Genomic DNA, 15,659 nt, shown 5'->3' on the forward strand with positions numbered 1-15,659 from the left:
CCCAGCCTATAGAAGGAAAGCCAATCGATGCCGCAGGTGGATCCCGAACTCTTCGACCGCGGCCAGTTCCAGGCTGAACTGGCCCTTAAAGCGAGTCCGATCGCGGCGTTCAAGAAGGCGATCCGCCAGGCTCGCGAGGTCCTTGACACGCGTTTTCGCAATGGCCGCGACATCCGCCGGCTGATCGAAGACCGCGCCTGGTTTGTCGACAATATCCTGCAAAAGGCCTGGGAGCAGTTCAACTGGAGCGAAGACGCCGACATCGCCCTTGTGGCAGTGGGCGGCTACGGTCGCGGCGAGCTGCATCCCTATTCCGACATTGATCTGCTGATCCTGCTCGACAGTGCCGACCACGAAGTTTTCCGCGATTCCATCGAGCGTTTTCTGACGCTGTTGTGGGACATCGGTCTGGAAGTCGGCCAGAGCGTGCGCTCGGTCGACGAATGCGCAGAAGAGGCCCGCGCCGATCTGACCGTCGTCACCAACCTGATGGAAAGCCGCACCATCTGCGGCCCCGAGCGTTTGCGCCAGCGCATGCTCGACGTCACCAGCACCGCGCACATGTGGCCGGCCAAGGAGTTCTTCCTGGCCAAGCGAGCCGAGCAGAAGGCTCGTCATCACAAATACAACGACACCGAATACAACCTCGAACCGAACGTCAAAGGCTCGCCCGGCGGCCTGCGCGATATTCAGACAATCCTCTGGGTCGCCCGCAGACAGTACGGCACCCTGAACCTGCGCGCCCTCGCCGGCGAAGGTTTTCTGGTCGAAAGCGAAAATGCCCTGCTCGCCTCCTCCCAGGAGTTTCTGTGGAAAGTGCGCTACGCGCTGCACATGCTCGCCGGCCGTTCCGAAGACCGCTTGCTGTTCGATCATCAACGCACCATTGCCGGCCTGCTCGGCTTTGAAGGAGACGACGCCAAACAGGCAGTCGAAAACTTCATGCAGCAGTATTTCCGCACCGTGATGAGCATCGCCCAACTGAGCGATCTGATCATCCAGCACTTCGAGGAAGTCATCCTCGCCCCGGAAGACGAAGCGCCGCCGCAACCGATCAATTCGCGCTTCCAGTTGCATGACGGTTACATCGAAGCGCGCAATGACAACGTGTTCCGCCGCACGCCGTTCGCCATGCTGGAGATTTTCGTGCTGATGGCCCAGCAGCCGGAAATCAAAGGCGTGCGCGCCGACACCATTCGTCTGCTGCGCGAACATCGTCATCTGATCGATGACAACTTCCGTAACGATATCCGCAACACCAGCCTGTTCATCGAGCTGTTCAAGTGCAAGATCGGCATCCATCGCAATCTGCGGCGAATGAACCGCTACGGCATTCTCGGCCGTTATCTGCCAGAGTTCGGCTTTATCGTCGGGCAGATGCAGCACGACCTGTTCCACATCTATACGGTCGATGCGCACACGCTGAACCTGATCAAGCACCTGCGCAAACTGCAGTACACCCAGGTCTCGGAGAAATTTCCGCTGGCCGCCAAGCTCATGGCCAAGCTGCCCAAACCTGAGCTGATCTACATGGCCGGTCTGTATCACGACATCGGCAAGGGCCGGCATGGCGATCACTCGGAGATTGGCGCGGTCGATGCCGAGGCGTTCTGCCAGCGCCATCAGTTGCCGGTGTGGGACAGCCGCCTGATCGTCTGGCTGGTGCAGAACCACCTGGTGATGTCCACCACTGCGCAGCGCAAGGATCTGTCCGACCCGCAGGTGATCCACGATTTCGCCCAGGCGGTCGGCGACGAAACGCGCCTCGACTACCTCTACGTGCTGACCGTGGCCGACATCAACGCGACCAACCCGACGCTGTGGAACTCATGGCGCGCCAGCCTGCTGCGCCAGCTCTATACCGAGACCAAGCGCGCCCTGCGCCGGGGCCTGGAAAACCCGGTGGATCGCGAAGAGCAGATTCGCCAGACGCAAAGCGCGGCACTGGACATTTTGGTGCGCGGCGGCACTGACCCGGACGACGTCGAGCAACTGTGGGCGCAATTGGGCGATGACTATTTCCTGCGCCACACCGCCGGCGACGTCGCCTGGCACAGCGATGCGATCCTGCAGCAACCGGTCGATGGCGGGCCTCTGGTGCTGATCAAGGAAACCACCCAGCGCGAGTTCGAGGGCGGCACGCAGATCTTCATTTATGCACCGGACCAGCACGACTTCTTCGCCGTGACCGTGGCGGCGATGGACCAGCTCAACCTGAACATTCACGATGCCCGGGTCATCACCTCGAGCAGCCAGTTCACCCTCGACACCTACATCGTGCTCGACAACGAAGGCGAATCGATCGGCGACAACCCGGCGCGGATCAAGCAGATCCGCGAAGGCCTGACCGAAGCGCTGCGCAACCCGGACGACTACCCAACGATCATCCAGCGCCGTGTGCCGCGCCAGCTCAAACACTTCGCCTTTGCGCCGCAAGTGACCATTCACAACGACGCCCAGCGTCCGGTGACCGTGCTGGAACTGACGGCGCCTGACCGGCCGGGCCTGCTGGCGCGGGTCGGGGGGATCTTCCTCGAGTTCGACCTGTCGCTGCAGAACGCCAAGATTGCGACCCTGGGCGAGCGCGTGGAAGACGTGTTCTTCATCACCGACGCGCATAACCAGCCGCTGTCCGATCCGCTGCTGTGCAGCCGTCTGCAAGATGCGATCGTCGAACAACTGAGCGTCAATCAGGAACCGGATATCAAACTTTCGCGGATCAGTATCTGAATCACCCATTTATCCCTGTGAATGCAGCCCATGCTTTCCTCCGGTACATACAATCCCCTGTGGCGAGGGGATTTATCCCCGTTCGGCTGCGAAGCAGTCGTAAAACCTGTGTATGCGGACATTCAGTTGAACCGCAGTGATGGTTTTGGGGCCGCTGCGCAGCCCAACGGGGATAAAGCCCCTCGCCACAGAAAGCTCTTGAGCATTTAAAAGAGGCCCCAATGAACAACGCTCTGAACCAGCTCCAGCCGTACCCGTTCGAAAAGCTCCGCGCCCTGCTTGGCACCGTGACCCCGAACCCGGACAAACGCCCGATCGCCCTGTCGATCGGCGAGCCGAAACACCGTTCGCCGAGCTTTGTCGCCGAAGCGCTGGCGAACAATCTGGATCAGATGGCGGTGTACCCGACCACCCTCGGTATCCCGGCCCTGCGCGAAGCCATCGCTGGCTGGTGCGAGCGTCGTTTTGGTGTGCCGAACGGCTGGATCGATCCGGCGCGCAACGTGCTGCCGGTCAACGGCACCCGTGAAGCGCTGTTCGCCTTTACCCAGACCGTGGTCAATCGTGGTGACGATGCGCTGGTGGTCAGCCCCAACCCGTTCTATCAGATCTACGAAGGCGCGGCGTTCCTCGCCGGGGCCAAGCCGCATTACCTGCCATGCCTGGATGAAAACGGCTTCAACCCGGACTTCGACGCCGTTTCGCCAGACATCTGGCAGCGCTGCCAGATCCTGTTCCTGTGCTCGCCGGGCAATCCGACCGGCGCGCTGATTCCGGTCGATACCTTGAAGAAGTTGATCGCCCTCGCCGATCAGTACGACTTCGTGATTGCCGCCGACGAGTGCTACAGCGAACTGTACTTCGACGAGCAAACCCCGCCGCCGGGCCTGCTGAGTGCTTGCGTCGAACTCGGCCGCAATGACTTCAAGCGCTGCGTGGTCTTTCATAGCCTGTCCAAGCGCTCCAACCTGCCGGGCCTGCGTTCAGGCTTCGTTGCCGGCGATGCCGACATCCTCAAAGGCTTCCTGCTCTATCGCACTTACCACGGCTGCGCGATGCCGGTGCAGACTCAACTGGCCAGCGTTGCCGCGTGGAATGACGAAGTGCATGTGCGCGCCAACCGTGCGCTGTATCGCGAGAAGTTCGATGCGGTGCTGAACATCCTCAGCCCGGTGCTGGACGTACAGCGCCCGGACGGCAGCTTCTATCTGTGGCCGAATGTGCAGGGCGATGATGCGGCGTTCTGCCGCGATCTGTTCGAACAGGAACACGTGACCGTGGTGCCGGGCTCGTATCTGTCTCGCGATGTCGATGGCGTCAATCCTGGCGCCGGCCGTGTGCGTATGGCACTGGTTGCGCCACTGGCAGAATGCGTCGAAGCCGCCGAACGGATTCGTGACTTCATCACCCGCCAGAAGTGATCACGGAGCGCTTGCGGCAGTCCCCTGCTGCAAGCGCTCAACCGGCTATTTGACCTGGCCCAGATTGGCCTCGCTCAAATCCAGTTCGCCGAGCACTTCTCGCAACACGTCATCACCGATCTGGTGCTGACGGCTCAGACTGTAAAGCTCAAGACGCTGCGCGCGCAGCGCTTTCAAACGCAGGCGACGCTCAAGCAGATCCATCTGAAACGCCAGCGCCTGGGCTTCGGCGGAATCGTTGAACACATCAAGTTGATGGCGATATTCGGACATGATCCGCGCCTTGAGCTCCGCTGCCAGCGCTGCTTGAGCGGCATCCTGTGGGACCACTTCTTCGCTTTCCAGCGAGTGAATCGCCGCTTCGGCCGTCTTGCGCCAGGCGTCGCGCACTTCCTGACGACGCTTGTCGTCGGGACTTTTGTCGATGCCGCGCAGCAGCAAGGGCAGCGCGATACAGGCCGAGACCAGCGACAGCAGAATCACCCCGGCTGCAATGAAGATCAGTAAGTCGCGTTCAGGAAAAGCCTCGGCGCCGATCAGCATCGGCACCGACATCACGCCTGCCAGCGTCACCGCCCCGCGCACACCGCCCACCGTCAGCAACCAGCATGAACGCGCCGTCGGCACTTGCGTCAGCTCGCCCTTGCCGCGCAGTCGGCGCAGCAACACCGACAAGCGCCAGATGCTCTGCACCCAGATGAAGCGCAGCAGCACCAGCGCGACGAAAATCGCCAGCACATCGAGGCAGCGATAGAACAGCGTTGGCCACAGCGTCGGCTCATGGCTGACCACGGCCTTGATGATGTCTGGCAATTGCAGGCCAAGCAGCAGGAAGATCAAGCCATTGAACGCAAATTCGAGCAGCGCCCAAACGCTGCGGTTGAGCAGCCGCGTGCTGGTCTGGCGCGGCAGCAGGTCGAGCCAGCTTTGCATCATCCCCGCCGCCACCGCCGAAAGAATGCCCGAAGCGCCCAGACGTTCAGCCAGTACGTAAGCGGCGAACGGCAGCAGCAACATGAACACCACATGAGTGGCCGGATCGTCCCAGCCACGGGCGATCATCCACGCGCGCAGGCGTCCGACCAGCCAGCTCAACGCCACGCCGACCGCCAGACCACCGAGCGCCACCGCGACGAAGGTCAGACTGGCATTGGTCAACGAGAACACGCCCGTGACCGCTGCAGCGAGGGCGAATTTGAAGGTCACCAGGCCTGAGGCGTCATTCATCAGCGCCTCGCCCTGGAGGATGTGCATCAGCGGCGTGGGGAGACGGTTCTGCGAAATCGCTGAAACCGCTACGGCGTCCGTCGGTGACAAAACCGCTGCAAGGGCGAAGGCCACCGGCAGCGGAATCGTCGGCAACAGCCAATGAATGAAATAGCCGGCACCGACCACGGTGAACAGAACAAGGCCGACGGCCAGGGTCAGGATCGGTCCGCGCAATTGCCAGAAGGCGCGTTTGGGCATGCGCCAGCCATCGGAAAACAGCAGCGGCGGCAGGAACAGAAACAGGAACAATTCCGGGTCGAGGGCGACGTGCAGCCCCAGGGTCGGCCAGGCGAGCAAGGCACCGGCGGCGATTTGCACCAGCGGCAATGGCAGCGGGATAACCCGCCCGACCAGGCGCGAGACGCTGACCAGCATCAGCAGGATCAGGACGGTGTAAGCAGTTTGCATAAAACGGAAATCTCAGGCGATCGACAGCGTTGAACTGCCATATTAGCGCCTTAGGCTGTGGCTGACCGTTGCACCTATGTCGCACGACCGGAACGCGACCCCCTTGTGGGAGCGAGCCTGCTCGCGAAAGCGGTCGTTCAGCACACAGAGATATTGATTGATGTGGCCTCTTCGCGAGCAGGCTCGCTCCCACAGGTTTTACAGCGTTACGACAACCGTGGCCGACGAAACCGTCCGGTCATGGCATAATCCGTCACCATTTTTTTCCAGCACCTGTAAAGGGGGCGATTCCTTGGCCGTTTCAAGTAAAACGTTGCACCTTTTCGGCATCAAAGCCTGCGACACCATGAAAAAGGCGCGCACCTGGCTCGATGAACACGCTGTCAGTTATGACTTTCACGATTACAAGACCGCCGGCATTGACCGTGAGCACCTGACCCAATGGTGCGACGAGCACGGCTGGCAAACCGTGCTGAACCGCGCCGGCACGACCTTTCGCAAACTCGACGACGAACGCAAAGCCGATCTCGACCAAGCGAAAGCCATCGAACTGATGCTCGCACAACCCTCGATGATCAAGCGCCCGGTGCTCGATCTCGGTGACCGAACCCTGATTGGCTTCAAGCCAGATATCTACGCGGCCGCTCTGAAGTAAGCAGCCCGTCACTCTTTGTAGAGGTATTCACATGTCCAATTCCCTGTTCAGCATCGCCTTTGGTGTCGGCACCCAGAACCGTCAAGGCGCATGGCTGGAAGTGTTCTACGCACAACCACTGCTCAATCCTTCGGCCGAACTGGTCGCAGCGGTCGCGCCGATCCTCGGTTACACCGAAGGCAACCAGGCCATCACCTTCACCACCGCCCAGGCCGCGCAACTGGCTGAAGCCGTGAAAGGCATCGACGCTGTGCAAGGCAAGCTGCTGACTCGCCTGGCTGAAAGCCACAAGCCGTTGGTTGCCACGCTGCTGGCCGAAGACGCGCAACTGACCTCCACGCCTGAGGCCTACCTCAAGCTGCATCTGCTCTCGCACCGTCTGGTCAAGCCGCACGGCGTCAGCCTCGCCGGTATCTTCCCGCTGCTGCCGAACGTGGCGTGGACCAGCCAGGGCGCGATCGACCTGAGCGAACTGGCGGAAATGCAACTCGAAGCGCGTCTGCGCGGCGAACTGCTGGAAGTGTTCTCCGTGGACAAGTTCCCGAAGATGACCGACTACGTGGTACCGGCCGGCGTGCGTATCGCTGATGCCGCACGTCTGCGTCTGGGCGCCTACGTCGGCGAAGGCACCACCGTCATGCACGAAGGTTTCATCAACTTCAACGCCGGCACCGAAGGCCCGGGCATGATCGAAGGCCGCGTTTCCGCTGGCGTATTCGTCGGCAAGGGTTCGGACCTGGGCGGCGGTTGCTCGACCATGGGTACCCTGTCGGGCGGCGGCAACATCGTGATCAAGGTCGGTGAAGGCTGCCTGATCGGCGCCAACGCCGGTATCGGTATTCCGTTGGGCGACCGCAACACTGTGGAGTCGGGCCTGTACGTGACCGCTGGCACCAAGGTTGCGCTGCTCGACGAAAACAACAATCTGGTCAAGGTTGTGAAGGCGCGCGAGCTGGCTGGTCAGACTGATCTGCTGTTCCGTCGTAATTCGGAAACCGGTGCTGTGGAATGCAAGACCCACAAATCGGCGATCGAACTGAACGAAGCGCTGCACGCTCACAACTAAGCAGCACATCGACCTCCTGTGGGAGCGAGCCTGCTCGCGAAGCTTCTGGCGTCCTCAAGGACGCTGTCGCGAGCAGGCTCGCTCCCACAAGGTTTGGCGTACACCCCGCCCAATTTCACAGGGCTGAACCCATGATGATCCCCTCCCCGTGGCGCGCCGATTTCCCGGCCATCGCCGCGCTGCAACGGCAAGACCAGACCTATCTGGACAACGCCGCCACCACGCAAAAACCCCAGGCCCTGCTCGACGCACTGACGCATTACTACGCCAACGGCGCGGCCAATGTGCATCGTGCGCAACACCTGCCCGGTGCTCACGCGACACAAGCGTTCGAAGACAGCCGGCGCAAGGTTGGCCAGTGGCTGAATGCCGGTGACAGCGGGCAGATAATTTTCACGCACGGCGCCACCAGTGCCTTGAATCTGCTGGCTTACGGTCTTGAACATTTGTTCGAGCCGGGCGATGAGATTGTCATCAGCGCTCTGGAGCATCACGCCAACCTGTTGCCGTGGCAGCAACTGGCGCAACGCCGCAACCTGAAACTGGTGATCCTGCCGCTGGATGCCGACGGCCTGATCGACCTCGCCGCTGCCGTGCATCTGATCGGCCCGCGCACGCGTTTGCTGGCAGTCAGTCAGCTGTCCAACGTCCTTGGTGCCTGGCAACCGCTGACCGCTTTGCTCGGCATGGCCAAGGCGCAGAACGCGCTGACGGTAGTCGATGGCGCGCAAGGCGTGGTGCACGGCCGGCATGATGTGCAGGCGCTGGGTTGCGACTTCTATGTGTTTTCCAGCCACAAACTCTACGGCCCTGAGGGACTGGGCGTGCTGTTCGGACGCAACGCTGCGCTGGAGCAATTGCAGCCATGGCAGTTCGGCGGCGAGATGGTGCTGGACGCCAACTATCAGGATTCGCGCTTCCGCCCGGCGCCGTTGGGGTTCGAGGCGGGCACACCGCCAATCGCCAGTGTCATCGGCCTCGGAGCGACCCTCGACTACTTGGCCGGTTTGGATCAGGACGCCGTATCTGCCCATGAAGCGGCGCTGCACGACTACCTGTTGCGCGGCCTCGCCGCCCGCAACGGCATTCGCCTGCTGGGCAAGCCGCAACTGGCGCTGGCCAGTTTTGTCGTCGAAGGCGTGCACAACGCTGATCTGGCGCATCTGCTTACCGAACAAGGCATCGCCGTGCGTGCGGGGCATCACTGCGCCATGCCGCTGATGAAAAGCTTCGAACTGGCTGGCGCGATTCGCGTGTCGCTGGCGCTGTATAACGACTCGGAAGATCTGGAGCGCTTTTTCGAGGCGCTGGACCAGGCGCTGGAGATGTTGCGATGAGCCTGCCGGTGGAAGCGGCCGAAGCCCTGCAGACGTTTCAGAATGCGGCGGGCTGGGAACAGCGCGCGCGGCTGCTGATGCAGTTTGGCGATCGCTTGCCGGCGCTGGATGACGCGCAAAAGTGCGAGGCCAACCGAGTGCATGGCTGTGAGAGTCAGGTGTGGCTGGTCGGGGATTTGCGCGACGGGCACTGGCAGTTCAAGGCAAGCAGCGATGCGCGGATGATTCGCGGGTTGGTGGCGTTGCTGCTGTTGCGGGTCAATGGCTTGTCGGCGGTGGAGTTGCAGCAGGTGGATCTGCCGCAGTGGTTCAATCAGCTGGGACTGTCGCGGCAGTTGTCGCCTTCGCGCAGTAATGGCCTGAATGCCGTGCTCCAGCGGATGAATGAGTTGGCGCGCTAATCGCCTTCGCGAGCAGGCTCGCTCCCACAGTGGAAATGCATTTCCTGTGGGAGCGAGCCTGCTCGCGAAGAGGCCCTCATTAATACCTTCAGGCTTGAGGCTTGACCCGGTCCGCCGGGCGCCGAACACCAGCGACAATCTTGTCCACAGCCTTGGTCGCCGCGACCATGCCAAATGTCGCAGTAACCATCATCACCGCGCCAAACCCGCCAGCGCAGTCGAGCTTCACGCCGTCGCCGACAAAACTTTTCTGCAGACAAATGCTGCCATCCGGTTTCGGGTAGCGCAGCTGTTCGGTGGAAAACACACACGGCACGCTGTAGTGACGGGTCACGGTGCGGGAGAAGCCGTAGTCCCGGCGCAACGTCGAACGGACTTTCGAGGCCAGCGGATCGTTGAAGGTGCGGTTCAAGTCGCAAACCTGAATCAGCGTCGGGTCGATCTGCCCGCCCGCGCCGCCGGTGGTAATGATCTGGATCTTGCGGCGTTTGCACCAGGCGATCAGCGCCGCTTTGGCGTTCACCGCATCGATGCAGTCGATCACGCAGTCGATGTTCGGCGTGATGTATTCGGCCATGGTGTCGCGGGTGACGAAATCGGCCACGGCGTGCACCGTGCAATCGGGGTTGATCCCGCGCAGGCGCTCGGCCATCACCTCGACCTTGGGTTTGCCGACAGTGCTGTCCAAGGCGTGCAACTGACGGTTGGCATTACTGACGCAGACGTCATCAAGGTCGAACAGCGAGATCTCGCCCACCCCGCAACGGGCCATGGCTTCCGCCGCCCAGGAACCGACGCCACCAACGCCGACGATCGCCACATGGGCGGCGCGCAAGCGTTCCAGGCCCTCGATGCCATACAACCGGGCGATGCCTGCAAACCGCGGATCTTCTGTACTCATGACCATTACCCCAAAAACCGGCGCGCATTATAGGGCTACGCAGCGACAAGTTTTAAGCTGCAAGCGACAAGTGTAAGAACTTAAGTCAGAGACGGCTGCCCAATGTCAGGCATTTTCCCGTCAGTTGTACGACTGGTTAACCGCCGGTGTAGGATGCGCGCCCCTCGGGCGTCTACCCGACCGATCCTTCGTTCCACAGCCTTTGGAACCCGAAACAGCTATGTCATCGCGTAAATTTGGACTCAACCTGGTGGTGGTGCTGGCCATCGCTGCCTTGTTCACCGGTTTCTGGGCGCTGGTCAATCGCCCGGTCACGGCGCCGAACTGGCCGCAGCAAATCTCCGGCTTCTCGTATTCGCCATTCCAGCAAGGCCAATTCCCACAGAAGGATCAGTATCCGTCTGACGATGAAATGCGCCGTGATCTGGAAATCATGAGCAAGCTGACCGACAACATTCGTATCTATTCGGTCGACGGTTCGCTGGGAGACATCCCGAAACTGGCGGAGGAATTCGGCCTGCGTGTCACCCTCGGCATCTGGATCAGCCCGGACCAGGAACGCAACGAACGGGAAATCACCAAAGCCATCGAACTGGCCAACACCTCGCGCAGCGTCGTGCGCGTGGTGGTCGGCAACGAAGCGCTGTTTCGTGAAGAAATCACCCCGGAAGCCCTGATCGTTCTGCTGGATCGAGTGCGCGCTGCGGTCAAAGTACCGGTGACCACTTCCGAGCAATGGCACATCTGGGAGAAATACCCTCAACTGGCCAAACATGTCGATTTGATCGCCGCCCACGTCTTGCCCTACTGGGAATTCATTCCGGTGGACAAGGCCGGCCAGTTCGTCTTCGACCGCGCCCGCGATCTGAAAAAACTCTTTCCGAAAAAACCGCTGCTGCTGTCCGAGGTAGGCTGGCCGAGCAACGGTCGCATGCGCGGTGGCGCCGATGCCTCGCCGGCAGATCAGGCGATTTACCTGCGCACACTGGTCAACAAGCTCAATCGCCAAGGCTTCAACTACTTCGTGATCGAAGCGTTTGACCAACCGTGGAAGGCCAGCGACGAAGGTTCGGTCGGCGCCTACTGGGGCGTGTTCAACGCCGCGCGCCAGCAGAAATTCAATTTCGAAGGCCCGGTGGTGGCGATTCCGCAATGGCGCGTGCTGGCCATCGGTTCGGTGGTGCTGGCGCTGCTGTCGCTGACCCTGCTGATGATCGACGGCTCAGCCCTGCGCCAACGCGGTCGTACGTTCCTGACGTTTATCGCGTTCCTCTGCGGCTCGGTGCTGGTGTACATCGGTTACGACTATAGCCAGCAATACAGCACGTGGTTCAGCCTCACGGTCGGATTCCTCCTGGCGCTCGGTGCGCTCGGGGTATTCATCGTCCTGCTCACCGAGGCCCATGAACTGGCCGAAGCGGTGTGGATTCACAAGCGCCGTCGGGAATTCCTGCCGGTGCTGGGCGATTCCGACTACCGGCCGAAAGTGTCGATCCACGTGCCCTGCTACAACGAGCCGCCAGAGATGGTCAAACAGACCCTCGATGCCCTGGCCGCGCTCGATTATCCGGACTTCGAAGTCCTGATCATCGACAACAACACCAAGGATCCGGCGGTGTGGGAACCGGTGCGCGATTACTGCGCAACCCTCGGCCCGCGCTTCAAGTTCTTCCACGTTTCGCCGCTGGCCGGTTTCAAGGGGGGCGCGCTGAATTATCTGATCCCGCACACCGCCAAGGATGCCGAGGTCATTGCGGTGATCGACTCCGATTACTGCGTGCACCCGAACTGGCTCAAGCACATGGTGCCGCACTTCGCCGACCCGAAAATCGCCGTAGTGCAGTCGCCGCAGGATTATCGCGACCAGAACGAAAGCACCTTCAAGAAGCTGTGCTACGCCGAATACAAGGGCTTCTTCCATATCGGCATGGTCACTCGCAACGACCGTGACGCGATCATTCAGCACGGCACCATGACCATGACCCGCCGTTCCGTGCTGGAAGAATTGGGCTGGGCTGACTGGTGCATATGTGAAGACGCCGAGCTCGGTCTGCGCGTGTTCGAGAAGGGCCTGTCGGCGGCGTATTACCACGACAGCTACGGCAAGGGCCTGATGCCGGATACCTTCATCGACTTCAAGAAACAGCGTTTCCGCTGGGCCTATGGCGCGATCCAGATCATCAAGCGCCACACCCGCAGCCTGCTGCGCGGCAAGGACACCGAACTGACTCGCGGTCAGCGTTATCACTTCCTCGCCGGCTGGCTGCCGTGGGTTGCCGATGGCATGAACATCTTCTTCACCGTTGGCGCGCTGTTGTGGTCGGCGGCGATGATCATCGTGCCGCAACGGGTCGATCCACCGTTGCTGATTTTCGCAATCCCGCCGCTGGCGCTGTTCGTGTTCAAGGTCGGCAAGATCATTTTCCTCTACCGTCGCGCCGTCGGCGTGAATCTGAAAGATGCGTTCTGCGCGGCACTGGCCGGGCTGGCGTTGTCGCACACCATCGCCAAAGCGGTGCTGTACGGTTTCTTCACCAGCAGCATTCCGTTCTTCCGCACGCCGAAAAACGCCGACAACCACGGCTTCTGGGTGGCGATCAGCGAGGCTCGCGAGGAGCTGTTCATCATGCTGTTGCTGTGGGGCGCGGCGCTGGGGATTTTCCTGGTGCAGGGCATTCCGAGCAATGACATGCGCTTCTGGGTAACCATGCTACTGGTGCAGTCGCTGCCGTACCTGGCGGCGCTGATCATGGCGTTCCTGTCGTCGCTGCCCAAACCAGCGGCCAAGGCTGAGCCGGCACCGGTCGTCTAAATCCGCAACGCAGCACTAAACGGCGGCCAATGGTCGCCGTTTTGCTTTAAGATAACCGCCATTTTGCGGGGCTTGGCGTGATAACCGGTCTGACTGACCACCCCTGTCCCTTGTGGGAGCGAGCCTGCTCGCGAAGGCGTTGTAACATTCAACCTTTAAGGTGCCTGGTAGACCGCTTTCGCGAGCAGGCTCGCTCCCACATTAGAAGCCCAAGCTCATACCCCATGATCCCGGAGTTTTCCATGACGGCCCACGCCGACCTATCGCCGACCCTTCAACTGGCCATCGACCTGATCCGCCGTCCTTCCGTGACCCCGGTCGATGCCGACTGCCAGAAGCAGATGATGCAGCGCCTGGGCGATGCCGGTTTCACCCTGGAGCCGATGCGCATCGAAGATGTGGATAACTTCTGGGCGACTCACGGCAACAACGACGGCCCGGTGCTGTGCTTCGCCGGCCACACCGACGTGGTACCGACCGGTCCGGTTACCGCATGGCAGATCGATCCGTTCAATGCCGTGATCGACGAACATGGCATGCTCTGCGGCCGTGGCGCGGCAGACATGAAAGGCAGTCTGGCGTCGATGACCGTCGCCGCTGAACGCTTTGTCGCCGATTACCCGAACCATAAAGGCAAGGTTGCGTTCCTGATCACCAGCGACGAAGAAGGCCCGGCGCATCACGGCACCAAGGCTGTGGTCGAACGTCTGGTCGCGCGCAAGGAGCGTCTGGACTGGTGCATCGTTGGCGAGCCGTCGAGCACCACCCTGGTCGGCGACGTGGTGAAAAACGGCCGTCGCGGCTCCCTCGGTGCCAAGCTCACGGTCAAAGGCGTGCAGGGCCACGTGGCCTACCCGCATCTGGCGAAAAACCCGATTCACCTCGCCGCTCCGGCGCTGGCCGAGCTGGCCGCCGAGCACTGGGACCACGGTAACGACTTCTTCCCGCCGACCAGTTTCCAGATTTCCAACGTCAATTCCGGCACCGGCGCGACCAACGTGATTCCCGGTGATCTGGTGGCGGTGTTCAACTTCCGTTTTTCCACCGAATCAACCGTCGAAGGCCTGCAGAAACGCGTTGCCGATATTCTCGACAAGCACGATCTGGACTGGCACATCGACTGGGCGCTGTCCGGCCTGCCGTTCCTCACCGAACCGGGCGCGCTGCTCGATGCGGTATCGTCGAGCATCAAGGACATCACCGGTCGCGAGACCAAGGCGTCGACCAGCGGCGGCACCTCCGATGGCCGCTTCATCGCGACCATGGGCACGCAAGTGGTTGAACTGGGCCCGGTCAACGCGACCATCCACCAGGTCAACGAGCGCGTGCTGGCGGCGGATCTCGATGTGCTGACCGAAATTTATTACCAGACCCTGATCAAGTTGCTCGCCTGATGCTCGCGTGCCCGATCTGCAGTGAACCGCTCAACGCGGTCGACAACGGCGTGGTCTGCCCCGCCGGGCATCGGTTTGACCGTGCGCGTCAGGGTTATCTGAACCTGTTGCCGGTGCAGCACAAGAACAGCCGCGACCCGGGCGACAATCAAGCGATGGTCGAGGCGCGCCGTGATTTCCTCAACGCCGGGCATTACGCGCCAGTGGCAAAGCGTCTGGCTGAATTGGCGGCGAGTTATGCGCCGGAGCGCTGGGTCGATATCGGTTGTGGCGAGGGTTACTACACCGCGCAAATCGCCGAAGCGTTGCCCAATGCGGATGGCTATGCACTGGACATTTCCCGTGAAGCCGTCAAACGCGCCTGCAAGCGCAACCCGGCAATTACCTGGTTGATTGCCAGCATGGCCCGCGTGCCATTGGCTTCAGGCAGTTGCCAGTTTCTCGCCAGCGTCTTCAGTCCGTTGGATTGGGAGGAAGCCAAGCGTCTGCTCAGCGTCGGCGGTGGGCTGATGAAAGTCGGCCCGACACGTGGCCATCTGATGGAGTTGCGCGAACGCCTGTACGACGAAGTGCGCGAGTACACCGACGACAAGCACATGGCCCTGGTGCCGGAAGGCATGGCGCTGGCGCACAGCGAAACCCTGGAATTCAAGCTGACCCTGGACAAGCCCGAGGACCGCGCCAACCTGTTGGCGATGACGCCTCACGGCTGGCGTGCCAGTGCCGAGCGTCGTGCGGCGGTGATCGAACAGGCCGAGCCGTTCGAGACCACCGTGTCGATGCGCTACGATTATTTCGTTCTTCAATAACTTTTGGTCTCGGGCACAGGCCCGGGGCCGGCTAAATCCGCGAATGGATTTTTCAGACCCGCAGTGAGGACATCCATGCGCCAACCGGACATCGAGATTTACCTGAAAGACGCCGACGTCGACCACAAGGCCATCGCCGCCTGGCTCGGCCAAGCGCTTGGCCCGTGCAGCGACTGGGTGCAGAAAGGCCAGACGTACAAGTGCAAGGCCGGCAACGTGCCGGTGACCTGGCTGCCGAAAGCCGTGGGCAAGTGGAACAGCCTGTTCCTGGAAAGCGACCAGACCCCCTGGGACGACGACATCGCCTGCGCCCGCGCAGCGTTTGCTGCGCTGAACGTCGAGGTGCGTTGTGCACCGGGGACGTGGGTCGAAGAAGAAGGTGAAGAAACCGCCGATCGCTGGATTCGCATCAGCGAAGACGGAGAAGAAGAGATCACCTGGAAGACCGTGTAATCA

The 15,659-nt window shown here is 61.4% G+C and carries 12 protein-coding genes; 10 read left to right on the plus strand and 2 right to left on the minus strand.

Annotated features, from left to right (window positions below; translation table 11 throughout):
- Positions 1 to 27 precede the first annotated feature (27 nt).
- Positions 28 to 2,730: a [protein-PII] uridylyltransferase gene (locus AB4N48_RS19045; RefSeq protein WP_016771478.1), complete on the plus strand. Its 2,703-nt coding sequence runs from the start codon at positions 28 to 30 to the stop codon at positions 2,728 to 2,730.
- Between the two features lie 221 nt (positions 2,731 to 2,951).
- Positions 2,952 to 4,151, plus strand: coding sequence for a succinyldiaminopimelate transaminase (dapC, locus tag AB4N48_RS19050; protein WP_056783203.1), 1,200 nt, complete (start codon positions 2,952 to 2,954; stop codon positions 4,149 to 4,151).
- 45 nt (positions 4,152 to 4,196) lie between these two features.
- Here the strand turns inward: dapC and AB4N48_RS19055 are convergent, their stop codons facing one another.
- Complete coding sequence (locus tag AB4N48_RS19055) at positions 4,197 to 5,828, minus strand: Na+/H+ antiporter (protein WP_016771480.1); 1,632 nt, start codon at positions 5,826 to 5,828, stop codon at positions 4,197 to 4,199.
- 346 nt (positions 5,829 to 6,174) lie between these two features.
- Between AB4N48_RS19055 and AB4N48_RS19060 the strand changes: the two genes are divergently transcribed.
- The 4 genes from AB4N48_RS19060 (at position 6,175) to AB4N48_RS19075 (ending at position 9,287) form a co-directional block, all read left to right on the plus strand.
- Positions 6,175 to 6,483: an arsenate reductase gene (locus tag AB4N48_RS19060; protein ID WP_050977860.1), complete on the plus strand. Its 309-nt coding sequence runs from the start codon at positions 6,175 to 6,177 to the stop codon at positions 6,481 to 6,483.
- A gap of 31 nt (positions 6,484 to 6,514) precedes the next feature.
- Complete coding sequence (dapD, locus tag AB4N48_RS19065; RefSeq protein ID WP_041478134.1) at positions 6,515 to 7,549, plus strand: 2,3,4,5-tetrahydropyridine-2,6-dicarboxylate N-succinyltransferase; 1,035 nt, start codon at positions 6,515 to 6,517, stop codon at positions 7,547 to 7,549.
- A 131-nt stretch (positions 7,550 to 7,680) separates the two neighbouring features.
- Entirely contained in the window at positions 7,681 to 8,886 is a 1,206-nt protein-coding gene (locus AB4N48_RS19070) for an aminotransferase class V-fold PLP-dependent enzyme (protein ID WP_150743267.1), read from the plus strand.
- Positions 8,883 to 9,287 carry a SufE family protein gene (locus AB4N48_RS19075; protein ID WP_252868867.1) on the plus strand — a complete coding sequence of 135 codons (405 nt, stop codon included), beginning with the start codon at positions 8,883 to 8,885 and terminating at the stop codon, positions 9,285 to 9,287. The genes AB4N48_RS19070 and AB4N48_RS19075 overlap by 4 nt, the downstream gene beginning before the upstream one ends.
- Before the next feature lie 88 nt (positions 9,288 to 9,375).
- On the opposite strand, the gene tcdA is transcribed toward AB4N48_RS19075, so the two are convergent.
- Positions 9,376 to 10,194, minus strand: a complete 819-nt coding sequence (tcdA, locus tag AB4N48_RS19080; RefSeq protein WP_039762445.1) for a tRNA cyclic N6-threonylcarbamoyladenosine(37) synthase TcdA — start codon at positions 10,192 to 10,194, stop codon at positions 9,376 to 9,378.
- 214 nt (positions 10,195 to 10,408) lie between these two features.
- Between tcdA and AB4N48_RS19085 the strand changes: the two genes are divergently transcribed.
- The 4 genes from AB4N48_RS19085 (at position 10,409) to AB4N48_RS19100 (ending at position 15,656) form a co-directional block, all read left to right on the plus strand.
- Positions 10,409 to 13,000 (plus strand): glycosyltransferase, encoded by a 2,592-nt coding sequence (locus AB4N48_RS19085; RefSeq protein ID WP_110645889.1) that lies wholly within the window; start codon positions 10,409 to 10,411, stop codon positions 12,998 to 13,000.
- A 242-nt stretch (positions 13,001 to 13,242) separates the two neighbouring features.
- Positions 13,243 to 14,394: a succinyl-diaminopimelate desuccinylase gene (dapE, locus tag AB4N48_RS19090; RefSeq protein WP_236168067.1), complete on the plus strand. Its 1,152-nt coding sequence runs from the start codon at positions 13,243 to 13,245 to the stop codon at positions 14,392 to 14,394.
- The gene (locus tag AB4N48_RS19095; RefSeq protein ID WP_252868866.1) at positions 14,394 to 15,203 is read left to right on the plus strand and encodes a putative RNA methyltransferase; all 810 of its coding nucleotides are present in this window, start codon (positions 14,394 to 14,396) and stop codon (positions 15,201 to 15,203) included. Before dapE ends, AB4N48_RS19095 begins: the two co-directional genes overlap by 1 nt.
- Positions 15,204 to 15,278: 75 nt before the next feature.
- Positions 15,279 to 15,656 (plus strand): hypothetical protein, encoded by a 378-nt coding sequence (locus tag AB4N48_RS19100; RefSeq protein WP_056783189.1) that lies wholly within the window; start codon positions 15,279 to 15,281, stop codon positions 15,654 to 15,656.
- The last annotated feature ends 3 nt before the right edge of the window (positions 15,657 to 15,659 follow it).

The sequence above is a fragment of the Pseudomonas sp. S2_C11 genome (assembly GCF_054668395.1).